This is a genomic window from Bradyrhizobium sp. HKCCYLS3077 (assembly GCF_051167555.1).
In the GTDB taxonomy this organism is placed as follows: Bacteria; Pseudomonadota; Alphaproteobacteria; order Rhizobiales; family Xanthobacteraceae; genus Bradyrhizobium.
Window position 1 is genome coordinate 843,597 of sequence record NZ_JBNPTH010000002.1, and the last position, 15,263, is coordinate 858,859.

13 protein-coding genes are annotated in these 15,263 nt (G+C 66.0%); 9 read left to right on the forward strand and 4 right to left on the reverse strand.

Annotated elements, in window-relative coordinates:
- The first annotated feature begins 286 nt into the window (after positions 1-286).
- Both ACQR0Z_RS10020 and ACQR0Z_RS10025 read left to right on the forward strand, forming a co-directional pair.
- On the forward strand, positions 287-1,288 hold the full coding sequence (locus tag ACQR0Z_RS10020) for a Gfo/Idh/MocA family protein (RefSeq protein WP_434879085.1): 1,002 nt from the start codon (positions 287-289) through the stop codon (positions 1,286-1,288).
- A 48-nt stretch (positions 1,289-1,336) separates the two neighbouring features.
- Complete coding sequence (locus ACQR0Z_RS10025) at positions 1,337-2,485, forward strand: DegT/DnrJ/EryC1/StrS family aminotransferase (protein ID WP_434918483.1); 1,149 nt, start codon at positions 1,337-1,339, stop codon at positions 2,483-2,485.
- A gap of 576 nt (positions 2,486-3,061) precedes the next feature.
- On the opposite strand, the gene ACQR0Z_RS10030 is transcribed toward ACQR0Z_RS10025, so the two are convergent.
- From ACQR0Z_RS10030 to ACQR0Z_RS10040, 3 genes are all read right to left on the reverse strand, one after another.
- On the reverse strand, positions 3,062-3,310 hold the full coding sequence (locus tag ACQR0Z_RS10030; protein WP_434879087.1) for a hypothetical protein: 249 nt from the start codon (positions 3,308-3,310) through the stop codon (positions 3,062-3,064).
- A gap of 308 nt (positions 3,311-3,618) precedes the next feature.
- A complete protein-coding gene (locus tag ACQR0Z_RS10035) occupies positions 3,619-3,993 on the reverse strand; it encodes a helix-turn-helix domain-containing protein (RefSeq protein ID WP_434918484.1) in 375 nt (124 codons plus the stop codon).
- An 11-nt stretch (positions 3,994-4,004) separates the two neighbouring features.
- Positions 4,005-4,253, reverse strand: a complete 249-nt coding sequence (locus ACQR0Z_RS10040) for a type II toxin-antitoxin system RelE family toxin (protein ID WP_434918485.1) — start codon at positions 4,251-4,253, stop codon at positions 4,005-4,007.
- A 221-nt stretch (positions 4,254-4,474) separates the two neighbouring features.
- Here ACQR0Z_RS10040 and murJ point away from each other — a divergent pair, with 221 nt between their 5' ends.
- The 7 genes from murJ (at position 4,475) to ACQR0Z_RS10075 (ending at position 13,904) form a co-directional block, all read left to right on the forward strand.
- Positions 4,475-6,004 (forward strand): murein biosynthesis integral membrane protein MurJ, encoded by a 1,530-nt coding sequence (gene murJ, locus ACQR0Z_RS10045; RefSeq protein ID WP_434918486.1) that lies wholly within the window; start codon positions 4,475-4,477, stop codon positions 6,002-6,004.
- A gap of 117 nt (positions 6,005-6,121) precedes the next feature.
- Positions 6,122-6,505, forward strand: coding sequence for a DUF2946 family protein (locus tag ACQR0Z_RS10050; protein ID WP_434918487.1), 384 nt, complete (start codon positions 6,122-6,124; stop codon positions 6,503-6,505).
- A 41-nt stretch (positions 6,506-6,546) separates the two neighbouring features.
- Positions 6,547-8,721: a TonB-dependent receptor family protein gene (locus ACQR0Z_RS10055; protein WP_434918488.1), complete on the forward strand. Its 2,175-nt coding sequence runs from the start codon at positions 6,547-6,549 to the stop codon at positions 8,719-8,721.
- A gap of 11 nt (positions 8,722-8,732) precedes the next feature.
- Positions 8,733-9,740 carry a DUF1775 domain-containing protein gene (locus ACQR0Z_RS10060; protein WP_434918489.1) on the forward strand — a complete coding sequence of 336 codons (1,008 nt, stop codon included), beginning with the start codon at positions 8,733-8,735 and terminating at the stop codon, positions 9,738-9,740.
- Between the two features lie 210 nt (positions 9,741-9,950).
- On the forward strand, positions 9,951-12,260 hold the full coding sequence (locus ACQR0Z_RS10065; RefSeq protein WP_434859523.1) for a xanthine dehydrogenase family protein molybdopterin-binding subunit: 2,310 nt from the start codon (positions 9,951-9,953) through the stop codon (positions 12,258-12,260).
- 132 nt (positions 12,261-12,392) lie between these two features.
- Positions 12,393-12,845 carry a c-type cytochrome gene (locus ACQR0Z_RS10070; protein ID WP_434859524.1) on the forward strand — a complete coding sequence of 151 codons (453 nt, stop codon included), beginning with the start codon at positions 12,393-12,395 and terminating at the stop codon, positions 12,843-12,845.
- Between the two features lie 138 nt (positions 12,846-12,983).
- Positions 12,984-13,904 carry a c-type cytochrome gene (locus tag ACQR0Z_RS10075; protein WP_434918490.1) on the forward strand — a complete coding sequence of 307 codons (921 nt, stop codon included), beginning with the start codon at positions 12,984-12,986 and terminating at the stop codon, positions 13,902-13,904.
- 38 nt (positions 13,905-13,942) lie between these two features.
- Here the strand turns inward: ACQR0Z_RS10075 and ACQR0Z_RS10080 are convergent, their stop codons facing one another.
- Positions 13,943-15,103 carry an ABC transporter substrate-binding protein gene (locus ACQR0Z_RS10080; RefSeq protein ID WP_434859526.1) on the reverse strand — a complete coding sequence of 387 codons (1,161 nt, stop codon included), beginning with the start codon at positions 15,101-15,103 and terminating at the stop codon, positions 13,943-13,945.
- Positions 15,104-15,263 lie beyond the last annotated feature (160 nt).

A 15,263-nucleotide genomic window follows, 5' to 3' on the forward strand; every position in this document is an offset into this window, starting at 1 on the left:
CGGTACGCGGCCTACACGCAGGCGTGAACGCGTTCATCCCATGTCTGCGCGGCCTGTCGCGATCGTTGAGCAAGACCACTGCCACACGCGAAGGGCCCGCTGCAGGCCCTTCAAACTGCTCCGCTTTTCGTTCTCCTCCGATGTAACTTTCTGAATCAAATCGTGTCCTGAAAAGGCTTTCGGCATTCGCCTCGCCGGAAGCGCCATGCTAGGAGAGCTTCGTCCGGCTGATTTGCAGTTCATTAACTGTTATGGCCATTCCGTGACATCGATGGGGTCGAGAGACATGAGTTCCAAGGGGGCGGGCCACAAGGCCGATCTGAGACAGGCGCTGCGCGTTGGCGTCATCGGAGCCGGCGTGATGGGCAGCAACCATGCCCGCGTGCTCGCAGGTCTCCCCGATGTCCATCTCGTCGGCGTGGTCGATCCGCTGCCGGCGCATCGCGATCGCGTCACCCAGCTTGCGAACTGTCCGACCTTCGAGAGCCTCGATCAGCTCGCCGCCGAGGGCGTCGACGCGGTCACCATCGCCGCCCCAACTCACCTGCACCATGAGCTCGCGCTCGCCTGCATCGCCCGTAAGGTTCATCTGCTCGTCGAGAAGCCGATCGCCTCGACGGTCGAAGAGGGCAAGGAGATCGTCTCGGCCGCGCATCGCGCCGGCGTCACCCTGATGATCGGCCATGTCGAGCGCTTCAACCCGGCGGTGGCCGCGATCAAGAAGGCGATCGCCGGCGAGGACATCCTGTCGATCGCCATCACCCGCGTCGGCCCGTTCCCGCCTCGCATGTCCAATGTCGGCGTCGTCATCGACCTCGCCGTGCACGACATCGACCTGATCCGCTGGTTCACCGAGTCTGATATCGTCGAGGTGCAGCCGCAGCTGTCGAGCGCGGTGGCCGAGCGCGAGGACATCGCGCTGCTGCAGTTCCGCACCGCCTCCGGCGTGCTCGCCCACATCAACACCAACTGGCTGACGCCGTTCAAGGCGCGCAACGTCACGGTCGCGACGCGCGGCAAGTACATCATGGGCGACCTGCTGACCCGCCAGGTCACCGAATGCTTCGGCTTCAAGCCGGACGGCAGCTACTCGATGCGGCATCTGCCGGTCGGCCATGACGAGCCGCTGCGCGCCGAGCTGATCGCCTTCCTGCACGCGGTGCGCTCCGGCACCTCGCCGGCCGTCACCGGCGACGAGGGCGTCGCCAGCCTCGCGATCGCCACGCAGTGCCTGGAGACCTCCAGCCATCGTCCGGCCGAGGCCGCCAAGCTCCGCGCGGCCGGCTAGGCGCGCGTCCGCTCCACCCCTGTCCAATTTCGCAACGTTGTAGAGCTCATGAACCAGCATTTGCGTCATCAGCCCATTCCGTTCATCGACACCGCCGCGCAGCGCCAGCGGCTCGGCCAATCGCTCGATGACGCGGTCGCCCGCGTGCTCGCGCATTGCCAGTTTCTCGGCGGCCCCGAGGTCATCCAGCTCGAGAAGGAGCTCGCTGAGTTCTGCGGCGCCAAATATGCCGTGAGCTGCTCCAGCGGCACCGACGCGCTCTTGATGGTGCTGATGGCCCAGGGCATCGGCCCGGGCGATGCCGTGCTGTGCCCGTCCTTCACCTTCTGCGCCACCGGCGAGTCGGTGGCGCTGACCGGCGCCACGCCGGTGTTCGTCGACGTGCTGGAAGACACCTTCAACATCGATCCGGCCTCGCTCCGCCGCGGCATCGCCACCGCGAAGCGGCTCGGCCTGAAGCCGAAGGCGGTCATCCCGGTCGATCTGTTCGGCCAAGCCGCCGATCATGACTCCGTCGCCGCGATCGCCGCGGACGAAGGCATGTTCGTGCTCGACGACGCTGCCCAAGGCTTTGGCGCCAGCTACAAGGGCCGCCGCATCGGCACCTTCGGTCTCGCCACCGCCACCAGCTTCTATCCGGCCAAGCCGCTCGGCTGCTTCGGCGACGGCGGCGCCATCCTCACCGACGATGCTGGCCTGCTGGAGCGCCTGCGCAGCGTGCGCGCCCATGGCGGCGGCAGCGACAAATACGACAACGTCCGCCTCGGCCTCACCGCGCGGCTCGACACCATCCAGGCCGCAATCCTGATCGAGAAGCTCAGGATCTTCGAGGACGAGATCACGGCCCGCAACAAGGTGGCCGAGCGCTACAAGGTGGCGCTGGCCGATGTCGTCAAGGTGCCGCGCCTCGTCGAGGGCTGCACCTCGGTCTGGGCGCAGTACACCATCCGCCTGCCGCGCGGTGTCGACCGCGACACGTTTGCGGCCGCGCTGAAGGCGCAGGGCATCCCGACCGCGATCTACTATCCGAAGTCGATGCACCAGCAGACCGCGTACCGCATTTTCCCGAGCGCCGATGGCGGCCTGCCGGTCAGCGAGCAGCTCTCGGCCGACGTCATCAGCCTGCCGATGCACGCCTATCTGGACGAGGCCACGCAAGCCCGCATCATCGACGTCGTGCGCGGCGCGCTGGCCTGAGACCGCACGCGCTGAACTGATCTGCCCCCTACCGGCAGCCCCACACACCAGTGTCGTCCCGGCCTAGTGCGCAATTGCGCACGCGGCGCCGGGACCCATACCCCCAGGAAGCGGTTTGAGGCAGGCTGGTCATTGGCCTTTTTCTCAACACGTCTGCCACGGCGTATGGATCCCGGATCGGCGCCCGCCGCCGCTTCGCGCCGGCAGGCTTGTCCGGGATGACGACGGTGGGTGAGGGGGGCGTCCGGGCTTCTTACCGGTATCATTCGTGCGGACGTAGGATCGGCATATTCGCCGTCATTGCGAGCGCAGCGAAGCAATCCAGGGCCGCGCGCGTGACTCTGGATTGCTTCGCTGCGCTCGCAATGACGCTGGTGAGACATGTGGCCTCATCTCGCGTCCGAGTCCGCAGGGTGGGCAAAGGCGCGCCCATCTATGTGCTTGTTTCGCTGAACTCTAGCGCGCCGTGCCCACCATTCTCACCACCGATGCCGATGCACGGTGGGCACGCGGCCGCCCTGCGGGCGGCTGCTTTGCCCATCCTACGGCCGTGTGGCTCGTAGTCTGATTTACATCTCAAACAGCGAACGACATGACCGCGCGTTCTCGCGGCACATCATGCCCGAGGTCTGCGATCAACTCGCCCTCGCACGAGTGCAGAGGGCGCAGGGAATGCCGGGTGAAGGCCTCACCCATGGCCCGCCTGCGAAAAAGAATGCAGGCGGCAGGTACCACAGGTGCAGCCGACATTCCGGCATTCCCTGCGCGATGGGCTTCCGGCTGCTTCGCGATCTCCCCGGTGCCCGGCTCGTTGGCCACCGTCATCAGCGCCGTGCTGTCAGCACCAGCGCGAACTTGACCTCAGCTTCGGGAGGCCAGGACCACGCGACTTGACCGTCCGTGAGCGCCCGTTCGTCCGCACGCCCCGGAGGACATGCTGCGAGCTCCCACGGCCATCGCCTCCCCACCTCGCGTGTCGTGACGATCGCGCGCAACGCCCCTCTGCGATGAGGCGGGATGGCGGGAGATAATCATGATTTCCACAAAAGCGCAATAGATTTATTTTTATCGGAATTCTGTTCCGCTGCCGTCAATCTGGATTGGTGACGCCGGCATCAGCCCCACGTGCCGATCTATATCAAATCATCCACCGTGATCCGCAATGCATCGGCGATCTTTTTCAGCGTCGCGGCGGTGCCCGGCTTTTGTCCCGCTTCGATTTCGGAAAGGAAGCCTTGCGCAACGCCTGTGGCTTTGGCGAGTGCGGCCTGAGTCAGGCCGCGCTTCTTGCGCCAGAAGGCGAGGGGGGACTTCGCGGCCAACATCTCCGTCACCTCGCCGTGGGTTAGCAACTCCTCTGTGCCGGCCTCGATCTCGCGGCGCGATCGCTCCGCGATCTCGCTGTCTCGCAGATCCTCCGCCGCTTCGAGCAGTCGCTCATATTCGGCGACCGACATCAGCACCATCTCCTCGCCGTTCGGCGACGTAATCTTCTGCACCTTGGTCATGGTGTCGCCTCTCAATCGTAGATGGCGCCGCGCGGCCCGATGTCGTGGATCGTGATGGTGTCCTTGGTCTCTGAAAAGACGACCCGGAAATCTCTGACGCGCAACCGATAGTCGGAACGTCCCCTGAGCTTCTTGACGTTGTTCGCCTGCGTTTCGGGCGCAGCCGCATATTGCTCGATCTTCGCCAAGATCAACTCGGCGCGATTCGCATGCCCGCGAAGGGCCCGTCTCGCAGCGGCGGTGTAGACGATCGCTTTCATGACGAATATCTCATATTGAGATATCGATCAACTCATTTGAGATGATCGTAGCAGCCGATCATGTCTTCGAGGCTCGTTTCCAGCAATGCTCGATGATGGCTGACGAGCCGCCGGCTCATCGCGTGTTGGAGAGTTGATGCAGCGAACGCCACATCTGGGCCGCAAGTGGGAGCGCGGACGTCCCGCTTCAAACTCCGCCCCCAATCCTCTACAAGCCCCCCATGCTCGGACGTATCTTCACCGTCGGCGGCTATACGCTGCTGTCGCGACTCACCGGCTTTGCCCGCGACATCATGCTGGCGGCGATCCTTGGCGCCGGGCCGGTCGCCGACGCGTTCTTCATTGCGTTCCGGCTGCCGAACCATTTCCGGGCGATCTTCGCCGAAGGCGCGTTCAACGCCGCCTTTGTTCCCGCCTATGCGCATGTTCATGGCGAGAAGGGGCCGGCGTCGGCGAGCCTGTTTGCTGACCGGATCTTCACGCTGCTGCTGGCCTCGCAGGTCGTTCTGCTGATCCTCGCCTGGGTGTTCATGCCGCAGGCGATGACGATCCTGGCGCCGGGCTTCACCGACGATCCCGCGCAGCGCGAGATGGCGATAACGCTGACGCGGATCACCTTTCCGTACCTGCTGCTGATCACCCTGGTGACCCTGTATGGCGGCATGCTCAATGTGATGCAGCGCTTTGCCAGCGCTGCGGCGGCATCGATCTTCCTCAATCTCGCGATGATGCTGACCTTGGCGCTGGCGGCGTTCTTTCCGAACGCGGGCCATGCGGCAGCCTGGGGCGTGCTGATCTCCGGCTTCCTGCAATATTTTCTCTTGGCCGGCGATCTCGCGCGCCATGGCGGGCTGCCGCGGTTCGCGCCGCTCAAGCTCGACGACGACATCCGCGCCTTCTTCAAGGCGCTGGGGCCGGCGACCCTGGGATCGATGGGCACGCAGGTCGCGATGTTCGCCGACACCATCATCGCGACGTTCCTGCCGGCCGGCGCGATCTCGGCGCTGTATTACGCCGACCGTCTCAACCAGCTGCCGATCGGGGTGATCGGCATCGCCATCGGCACGGTGCTGCTGCCGGAGATGTCGCGGCGGCTGACGGCGGGTGATCACCAGGGCGCGATGGAGCAGCAGCGCCGCGCGTTCGAGTTCACGCTGTTGTTCTCGGTGCCGTTCGTCGCCGCCTTCCTCGCCGTGCCCGACGTCATCACGCGCGCGATGTTCGCACGCGGCGCCTTCACCAAAGGGGATGCCGCGGCGGCCGGCGCGACGCTCGCCGCCTACGCCGTCGGGCTCATTCCCTTCGTGATGATCCGCAGCGCGGTGTCGACCTTCTACGCGCGCAAGGATACGGCGACGCCGGTCAAGGCTTCGCTCACCGGACTGACGGTCAACGTCGTGCTGAAGGTGCTGCTGATGGGCTCCCTGGCCCAGGTCGGCCTGGCGCTGGCCACCGCCGTCGGCGCCTGGATCAATCTGCTGCTTGTGCTCGGCTTCGCCGTGCACAAGCGCTATCTCGTGGTCGATCGCCGTCTCAGCGCGTCGCTGCTGAAATTTGCGGCCACCGGCGTCCTGCTTGCGGCGGCATTGTGGCTGACGGTTGTCCTGGCAACGCCGCATCTGACCTTCCTCGGCCGCTTGCAGGACGAGGCGATGCTGGGCCTATTGATCGCGGTCGGCGCCGTGATCTATGCCGCCGCTATTCTCGGGCTGTTCGGCCTGCGCTGGCTCAAGGCGCTGGTGCGCCGCTGAGGCCCGCGCGCAGCATGAGACGCGACTGCGCGCGAACTGATGAGATCCTGCGCGCGCATCGGTTACGCCTTGCGCCACTGCGGCGCGGCGAATATGGTTGGCGCGGGGAGATAGTCGGTGACGCGACGGCGAGGCACTGCACATTGGGCGAGGAGGACGGTCGGCATTCTGGCCGCCTATCTCATCGCGTTGCAGATGGTGCTCGCCGGCGCGATGTCGGCGCAGATGGCGGCCGCTGCCGCCAACGATCTCGGCGTGATCTGCACCGACGTTGATGGGACCGTCCACGGCACCAGCGCGCCGGCCTCGGCCGTCCTGCATAAGGACTTCTGCGCGGTCTGCGCCTTCGCCGCCCACGCCGCGCCGGTGCCGACACCGGTCGCCGCGCTGCTTCTGCGCAGTGCCAGCGAGCTGAGGCTTGCCAGCTTCGCCGCCTGGGCTGCGCGCGATTCCCGTCTCCGTGAACCCCGCTTGTCGCAAGGACCTCCCGCGAACGCCTGATCGCAGTTTGTCGTCAGGTTTCGTTCGTCCAGAGGTTCATCATGTCCCGTTCCGTAACCGCGCTTTGCGCGGCGACGTGCCTCGTCACGTTGTCATCTCCCTGTTTCTCGCAAGCCCGCGAGCCAAGCAATCTGCCGACGGTCAATGTCGACCCGGGCAGGCCCGCAGCGTCGCGTCCGGCGAGGCCCGCCGGCAATGATCCGTCCACGCGGAGAGCGCGCGCGCCGCGATCAGCCGCCGCACCGCAGACGGCCGCGGCGGCTCCCGCCGGTCCGGCGCCGAGTCGGACTTCGCCGAACACGCAAACGGCAACCCAGCGTATCCAGCAGACGCCGGGTGCGGTGGCCGTCGTGCCCGATACCGCGTTCAAGACTGGCGCGGCGCAGACCATCAAGGACGTGCTCGACTACGTGCCCGGCGTGTTCGCTCAGCCGAAATGGGGTGACGACACGAGGCTGTCGATTCGCGGCTCCGGCCTGTCGCGCAACTTCCATCTGCGCGGCACGCAACTCTATCTCGACGGCATCCCGATCAACACCGCCGACGGCTACGGCGATTTCCAGGAGATCGATCCGACCGCCTATCGCTATGTCGAGGTCTACAAGGGCGCCAATGCGCTGCGCTACGGCGCCAATTCGCTCGGCGGCGCCGTGAACTTCGTCACGCCGACCGGGCGCGACGCCTCGGCGTTCGAGAGCCGACTCGATGGCGGCGCGTTCGGCTTCCTGCGCGGCCAAGCCTCCACTGGAGGCGTGTATGGCGCGGCCGATTATTTCGTGACCGGCTCGGCGTCGCGCGTCGATGGCTATCGCGACCACAGCTGGGGCACGTCCGAGCGCGGCAGCGCCAATCTCGGCTACCAGGTCTCGCCCGATTTCGAGACACGCTTCTATCTCAACGCCAACTCGGTGCGGCAGCGTATCCCGGGCGAGGTGAGCAAGACCAGCGCGCTCAACTCGCCGCAGACGGCCGCGGCCAACAATGTGCTCAACGACTGGCAGCGCAACATCGACACGGTGCGCGTCGCCAACAAGTCGACGATCCATCTCGACAACACCGATGTCGAGTTCGGCGTGTTCGCCGTCGACCGGCATCTGATGCATCCGATCTTCCAGTGGCTCGACTATCGCTATCACGACTATGGCGGCTTCGTGCGCGCGGTGGACGATCGCGAGATCGGCGGCCATCGCAACCGCTTCACGGTCGGGCTGAACATCCAGAACGGCACCACGGATGCCAACCAGTTCGTCAACACCGGCGGCAACAAGGGCATGCAGATGTCCTCGTTGACCCAGAATCCGGAGAACTACACGCTGTATGCCGAGAATGCCTGGTACGCGCTGCCGAGCGTCTCGCTGATCGCCGGTGCGCAGTTCCTGCATGCCGTCCGCAGCCAGCAGGTCAATTTCACGCTCAACGGCGACGCCGCGGGCCGCGCCAGCTATGACCTCGCCAGCCCCAAGATCGGCGTGCTCTGGGACATCGATCCGAATTGGCAGGTGTTCGCCAACATCTCGCGCAGCGGCGAGGCGCCGAGCTTCGGCGAGGGCAGGGGCGCACTGGTGCGCTTCTACGACATCAAGGCGCAGACCGCGACGACCTATGAGATTGGCACGCGCGGCCGGCGGCCCGACGTCACCTGGGATTTTGCGCTCTACCACGCCGATATCCAGAACGAGCTGCAATGCTTCTATTCGTCGTTCGGCAATTGCAACGTCACCAATGCCGGCAAGACGATGCATCAGGGCATCGAGGCCGGGCTCGGCCTCAGCCTGCTGAAGGGGCTCGCGGTGAAGAGCGATGCGCCGGACCGCGTCTGGCTCAACCTCGCCTACACCTATAACGACTTCCGCTACAGCAACGACGCGACCTGGGGCAACAACCGCCTGCCGGGCGCACCGCCGCACTTCCTGCGCGCGGAGCTGCTGTACAAGCATCCGGCGGGCTTCGCCTTCGGGCCGAACATCGAGTGGGTGCCGCAATCCTATTTCGTCGACAGCGCCAACACCCTCTCCACGGACCCCTATCTGCTGTGGGGCCTGAAGGCGACCTATGACGACGGCAAGAATTTCTCCGCCTATCTCGAGGGGCGCAACCTCGCCAACAAGGCGTATATCGCGACCACCAGCATCATCGATCGCGCGACGCCGACGTCGACACTGTTCAACCCCGGCAATGGCCGCGGCGTCTATGCCGGCCTCCGCTACAAATTGTGAGGAGCTGCAGCATGCGCGATCACACCACACCTTCGCAAAGGACCACTCTCGTGAAATCGATCCTGCTCGGCCTCGCCGCTCTCTCCGCCGCCGTCGGCAGCGTCCCGGCGCAGGCGCATGTCGTGCTCGACAAGCCGGAGGCGCGCATCGGCAAGACGTTCAAGGCCGTGCTCGCCGTGCCTCATGGCTGCGAGGGCGCAGCGACCGTGCGGCTGACCGTGCAGGTGCCGGAAGGCCTGATCGCGATCAAGCCGATGCCGAAGCCGGGCTGGACCATTGAGGTCAAGAAGGGCGCTTACGCGCGGGCCTACAGTTTCTTCCACGGCGCGCAGCTCAGCGAAGGGGTCAAGGAGATCAGCTGGAGCGGGCGGCTGGAGGACGGCTACTACGACGAGTTCACCTTCACGGGATTCGTGGCCGACACGTTCAAGCCCGGCGATGTCCTGCCCATCGCCGCGGTCCAGGACTGCGAGAAGGGTACGGCGAAATGGGTCGAGCTCGCCGCGCCCGGCCAGGATCCGCATGCGCTGAAATATCCCGCGCCGCTGTTGCGGCTGACGTCGGCCGAGCCGCCGCCGCGCGGTGTCGCCAAGGGCGACATCATCGTGTCGTCCGGCTGGAGCCGCGCCACGCCGGGGGGCGCCAAGGTCGGCGCCGGCTATCTCTCGCTCACCAATACGGGCCGTGAGCCGGATCGCCTGATCGCGGCCAGTGCCGATATCGCCGAGACCGTCGAGATCCACGAGATGTCGACGCGCGACGGCGTCATGGTGATGCGGCCGATCGACGGCGGCCTGCCGATCCCCGCAGGGCAGACGGTCACGCTCACGTCAGGCGGCATTCATCTGATGCTCACCGGCCTGAAGGCGCCGCTGGTCGAGGGCAAGTCTGTTCCTGTGACCTTGCAGTTCGAGCGCGCCGGCAAGATGGCGGTGCTGCTCGACGTGCTCGGCGTCGGCGCCCAGGCGCCGGGCGGTCAGCAGGACGGCACCGCCAAGGCAGAGCACGCGCATCATTGATGGCCCGATAGGGCAGGGGCTCCGGCGCCGGACCGTGCGCCGGAGCGTCCATTGCAATGCAATATCACGTGATCCGGTGCGAGCCGGGCGTCGACCCGACGAGAGTTGACCGTTCGTGGTCCCCTGCGGCCGATATGCCGTTTGCGCGGGCTCGCGTTCCGCTGCAATATGGCGCCAACATCGCCAAAACGAAGCGGGATGAGAAACCAGATGGCAGCTCCAATCAAGTTCGGTATGGGACAAAGCGTTCTCCGCAAAGAGGATGACGCGCTGATTCGCGGCAAGGGCCGCTATACCGACGATCTCGCGCCATCCGCCGCCCTGCATGCGCTGGTGCTGCGCTCGCCGCAGGCGCATGCCAAGTTCACGATCGACGTCGCCGCAGCGCGGCTGCTGCCGGGCGTGGCGCTGATTCTGACCGCCGAGGACACGGCGGAACTCGGCGGCCTGCCGTGCCTGTTCAACCTCGAGACCGATCCGTTCACCGCGCCGCCTTATCCGATCCTCGCCAAAGATGAGGTGCGTCATGTCGGCGACGCCGTCGCCTTCGTCGTCGCCGATACGCTCGATCACGCGCGCGACGCGCTCGAGGCAATCAAGGTGGAGTGGACGACCTTGCCGGCTGTCACCGGCGTCGTGAACGCGATCAAGCCGGGCGCGCCGCAGGTGTGGGCCGATCACAAGAACAACGTGCTGTTCGACGTCTCGATCGGCGACAAGTCGGCGACCGAGGCGGCGTTCGCGAAGGCGCATGCGGTGGCCGAGATCCGCATCGTCAATCCGCGCGTGGTCGCGAGCTTCATGGAGACGCGCGCCGCGGTCTGCGAATACGACACCAAGCGCGATCACCTCACCTTGACGGCGGGCAGCCAGGGCAGCCATCGGCTGCGCGACATTCTCTGCCAGAACGTGCTGAAGATCCCGACCGAGAAGATGCGGGTGATCTGCCCGGATGTCGGCGGCGGCTTCGGCACAAAGCTGTTTCCGTACCGGGAATATGCGCTGGTCGCGGTCGCCGCGCAGCGGCTGCGCAAGTCGGTGCGCTGGGCCGCCGACCGCTCCGAGCATTTCATGGGCGACGCGCAGGGCCGCGACAACGTCACCACCGCGCGGATGGCGCTCGCCGAGGACGGCAAGTTCCTCGCCATGGACGTCGATCTGATGGGTGACATGGGCGCCTATCTCTCGACCTTCGCGCCCTACATCCCGCATGGCGGCGCCGGCATGCTGCCGGGCCTCTACGACATCCAGGCCTTCCATTGCCGCGTGCGCACGATCTTCACCCACACCGTGCCGGTCGACGCCTATCGCGGCGCTGGCCGCCCCGAGGCGGCCTATGTGGTCGAGCGCCTGGTCGATGCCTGCGCGCGCAAGCTCGACATGAGCGTCGATGCCATCCGGCGCAAGAACTTCATCCCGCCGCGCGCGCTGCCCTACAAGACCGCGACCGGCAAGGTCTACGACTCCGGCGACTTCAACGCGCATCTCAAGCGCGCGATGGAGATCGCCGAGTGGAAGGATTTTTCCAAGCGCGCCAAGGCGGCCAAGAAGAATGGTCTCGTCCGCGGCATCGGGCTCGCGAGCTATGTCGAGGTGTGCGGCACGATGGGCGAGGAGACCGCCCATGTGAAGCTCGATCCGAACGGCGACGTGACGATCCTGATCGGCACGCAGTCGAGCGGGCAGGGCCATCAGACCGCTTACGCGCAGATCGTCGCCGAGCAGTTCGGCCTGCCGCCGGAGCGCGTCCACATCCACCAGGGCGACACCGCGCAGGTTCCGACGGGCCTCGGCACCGGCGGCTCAGCGTCCATCCCGTCGGGCGGCGTCAGCGTGCAGCGTGCCACGCATGAGCTCGGTGACAAGCTCAAGCAGATCGCGGCCGAAGCGCTCGAAGCGGGCTTGGGCGACCTCGAGATTGCCGATGGCGTGATCCGCGTCGCGGGCACCGACCGGTCGATCTCCTTCGCCGATCTCGCCAAGCGTCCGGGCGTCGATCCAGCCAAGCTCGCCGGCAGTGCCACCTTCGCCAGCGCCGACGGCACCTATCCAAACGGCACCCATGTCGCGGAGATCGAACTGGATCCGGCGACCGGCATCATCAAAATCGTCAACTACGTCATCGTCGACGATTTCGGCGTGACGCTGAATCCGCTGCTGCTCGCCGGCCAGGTCCATGGCGGCGCGGTGCAGGGCATCGGGCAGGCGCTGATGGAGCAGGTGGTCTACAGCAACGCCGACGCGCAGCTCGTCACCGGCAGCTACATGGACTACGCGCTGCCGCGCGCGGCTGACGCGCCGACCTTCACCTTCGAGACGCACAACGTGCCCTGCAAGACCAACCCGATGGGCGTCAAGGGCGCGGGTGAGGCGGGGGCGATCGGCTCGTGCCCGGCGGTGGTCAACGCGATCGTCGAAGCGCTGTGGCGTGAGTACAAGATCGACCATATCGACATGCCGGCGACGCCCGAGCGGGTCTGGATCGCGATCCGGGAGCAGCATCGCCGTCACAGTCTCTGAGTACCCTCTCCCAGTGGACCTCTCCGATATCCGCCTCAATTCCGGAATAACCCGCCGGGGCAGGGGTTGACCAAACAGGCGCGACCCGTCCGGGTGGGCTGGACGGGATTGTGACAACAAAGGAGCGAATTGATGAAGCGGACTGTCGTGGTGGCAGCAGCAGCGTTGCTGCTCGGGGCCGGCGCCGTGATGGCACAGGACAACCTGGTCAAGCAGAGCCAGGACATCATGAAGGCGAACGCCAAGAACCTCGGCGGTGTGCTGATCGCGATGGTCAAGGGCGAGAAGCCGTATGACCAGGCCGCCGTCAATGCCGCTCTGGCCGTGCTCGAAGATACCGCCAAGAAGCTGCCGACGATGTATCCGGCCAGCCTGAAGGGCGCGAAGTTCGAGGGTGATTACGCCCCGTCGCCGAAGATCTGGGAAGACAAGGCCGGCTTCGACGCCAAGATCGAGAGCTTCGCCAAGGTCGTCACCGAGGCCAAGGCCAAGATCAAGGATCTCGACAGCCTCAAGGCGACCGCGCCGGCGATCGGCAAGGAATGCGGCGGCTGCCACGAGACCTTCCGTCTCAAGAACAGCTGATCTGACGCAAGTTCGAGGGGGCGGACGCGGCGACGCGTTCGCCCCCGTTTGTTTGTCCGGGACAGGCGTCTTATTCTCGCGGGCGTATCCGCAAGCCGCCGGATCGATCGCCATCCTCCCCGCAGTGACGGAGCCACCATGTACCGACGACTCCTGCTTGCCCTGTGTGTGCTCGGCGTCGCCGGTCTTGCGGTATTCTGGTGGATCACCCGGCCGTCGACGATCGCGCTTGCGGCCGCGACGCGCGCGCCGGATCTGGCCAACGGCCAGGAGATGTTCAACATCGGCGGCTGCGCGTCCTGTCACGCCGTGCCCAACCAGCCCGACCGTTTGAAGCTCGGTGGCGGCCTGCCGCTGGAATCGCCGTTCGGCACCTTCTATGCGCCCAACATCTCGCCCGATCCGAACGACGGCATTGGGCGCTGGAGCGAGGCCGACTTCGTCAACGCGGTCGTGCGCGGCGTGTCGCCGGGCGGCAGCCACTATTATCCGGCGTTCCCCTATACCTCTTATGCGGCGGCGAAGGTCGACGACGTCAGGGACCTGTTCGCCTACATGAAGACGCTGCCGCCGGTCAGCGGCGCCTCGCGGCCGCACGAGCTGCCATTCCCGTTCAACATCCGCCGCACCGTCGGCGTGTGGAAGCTCCTGTTCTTCGACGACAAGCCGTTTGTCGCGGACGCTTCGCGCTCGGCGGAATGGAATCGCGGCGCCTACCTGGTGAATACCTTCGGCCATTGCGCCGAGTGCCACAGCCCGCGCAACCCGCTCGGCGGCATCAAGACGGCGCAGCGGCTCGCCGGCGGCCCCGATCCGGAAGGCCGGGGCTTCGTGCCGAACATCACCCAGAAGGGCCTGTCGGACTGGAGCGAGAGCGATATCAGCTATTTCCTGGAGACCGGGCAGTTGCCCAATGGCGACAGCGCCGGCGGATCGATGGCCCGCGTGATCCGCAACACCTCGCAGCTCACGCCCGAGGATCGCAAGGCGATGGCGGTCTATCTCAAATCGCTGCCGCCGGTCGAAGGCCCGCCGAAGCCCAAGAAATCTACGAACTGAACCTGCGAACTGAGCCTGAGAGCTGACGGTTCGCGGGCTCAGATCGGTTTGAAGCTGCCGTCGCCCTGGATCACGGTCAGCGACACCTGCGGCGGATTGTCCTTGCGTGCGTTGCCGAAGCTGACGACGAGGCCGCTGATGTCGAACTGGCCGACATCGTTGATGATCCGCAGCAGCTCCGCCCGGGTCGGGTTCGGCCCGGTCATCGCCAGCGCGCGCGCCACCAGGCGGCCGGTGATGTAGCCCTCCAGCCCGATGAAATCGGGCGTCTGGCTCGGGTCGAGCGTCTTCATCGCCGCCTGGTAGTCGGCGACGACGCGCCGGTCGGTGTCCCACGGGAACGGTACCACTTCGGAGACGATGACGCCGCGCCCTTCCGGGCCGAGCTCCTTGGCGAGCGCATTGCCGCCGACGAAGGAGACGGCGGCAAAGGTCGGGTTGAAGCCCGAGCGATGCGCCATCTTGATGAACTCGGCGCACGGGCCGTAGGTGCCGACCAGGATCACCGCCTCCGGCTCGGCGCGCCGGATGACCTTGAGCGCGGCGCCGACGGCGCGCGTGTTGCGTTCAAAGGTGCCCTCGGCCGCGAGTTCGAGACCGCGTTTGTCGAGATGGGTCTTGACGCCGGCCAGCACGTCACGGCCGAACGCGTCGTCCTGATAGAAGATCGCGATCCGGGTGAGACGGAGATCCTCGGTCAGATGCTTGATCGAGGCCTCGGCCTCCGCCGCGTAGCTGGCGCGAATGTTGACGATGTTCTGGAATTCCGGCGCGCGCAGGAATTCGGCGCCGGACACCGGGCCGATGAAGGGCACGTCGTTGGAGGCCGCGATCGGCGCGGTCGCCATCGCGGTCGGCGTGCCCACGGCGCCGATCAGCGCGAACACCTTGTCCTCATAGATCAGCTTGATGGTCTCGACCACCGACCGGTCCGGGTCGTAGCCGTCGTTGCGGCTCGCGAGCTTCAGCCTGCGGCCGTAAACGCCGCCCTTGGCATTGAGCTCGCTGAAGGCCGCCAGCAGGCCCTGGCGGGCCGCCTGGCCCAGCGCGGCCGACGGGCCTTCCAGCGCCGCCACCTGGCCGAACAGGATCGAGTCATTGGTGACGCCGAGCTCGTCGGCGCGCGCAGACCCCAGGGGCAGCGCGGCGGCGAGCAGCACGAGTGCGATGGACGTCTTGAAGGTTGAAAGCCAGTTCATTGCGATCTTCGATGCACGGGTGGCCACATGACACCTCATCCTAAGCGCGTTTGAATGAAGACCTCGCTAAGGATGCATCCGCGCTTGATCGCGTTTTGACCGTGCATCGACAGTCAGCCGTTAACCAAGCCCTGGTTTCTGGTACTCCGCAACTGATCAT

Coding starts and splice junctions, on each gene's coding strand:
- ACQR0Z_RS10020 (WP_434879085.1), top strand. CDS start 287: ATGAGTTCCAAGGGGGCGGGCCACAAGGCCGATCTGAGACAGGCGCTG.
- ACQR0Z_RS10025 (WP_434918483.1), top strand. CDS start 1,337: ATGAACCAGCATTTGCGTCATCAGCCCATTCCGTTCATCGACACCGCC.
- ACQR0Z_RS10030 (WP_434879087.1), bottom strand. CDS start 3,310: ATGACGGTGGCCAACGAGCCGGGCACCGGGGAGATCGCGAAGCAGCCG.
- ACQR0Z_RS10035 (WP_434918484.1), bottom strand. CDS start 3,993: ATGACCAAGGTGCAGAAGATTACGTCGCCGAACGGCGAGGAGATGGTG.
- ACQR0Z_RS10040 (WP_434918485.1), bottom strand. CDS start 4,253: ATGAAAGCGATCGTCTACACCGCCGCTGCGAGACGGGCCCTTCGCGGG.
- murJ (WP_434918486.1), top strand. CDS start 4,475: ATGCTCGGACGTATCTTCACCGTCGGCGGCTATACGCTGCTGTCGCGA.
- ACQR0Z_RS10055 (WP_434918488.1), top strand. CDS start 6,547: ATGTCCCGTTCCGTAACCGCGCTTTGCGCGGCGACGTGCCTCGTCACG.
- ACQR0Z_RS10060 (WP_434918489.1), top strand. CDS start 8,733: ATGCGCGATCACACCACACCTTCGCAAAGGACCACTCTCGTGAAATCG.
- ACQR0Z_RS10065 (WP_434859523.1), top strand. CDS start 9,951: ATGGCAGCTCCAATCAAGTTCGGTATGGGACAAAGCGTTCTCCGCAAA.
- ACQR0Z_RS10070 (WP_434859524.1), top strand. CDS start 12,393: ATGAAGCGGACTGTCGTGGTGGCAGCAGCAGCGTTGCTGCTCGGGGCC.
- ACQR0Z_RS10075 (WP_434918490.1), top strand. CDS start 12,984: ATGTACCGACGACTCCTGCTTGCCCTGTGTGTGCTCGGCGTCGCCGGT.
- ACQR0Z_RS10080 (WP_434859526.1), bottom strand. CDS start 15,103: ATGAACTGGCTTTCAACCTTCAAGACGTCCATCGCACTCGTGCTGCTC.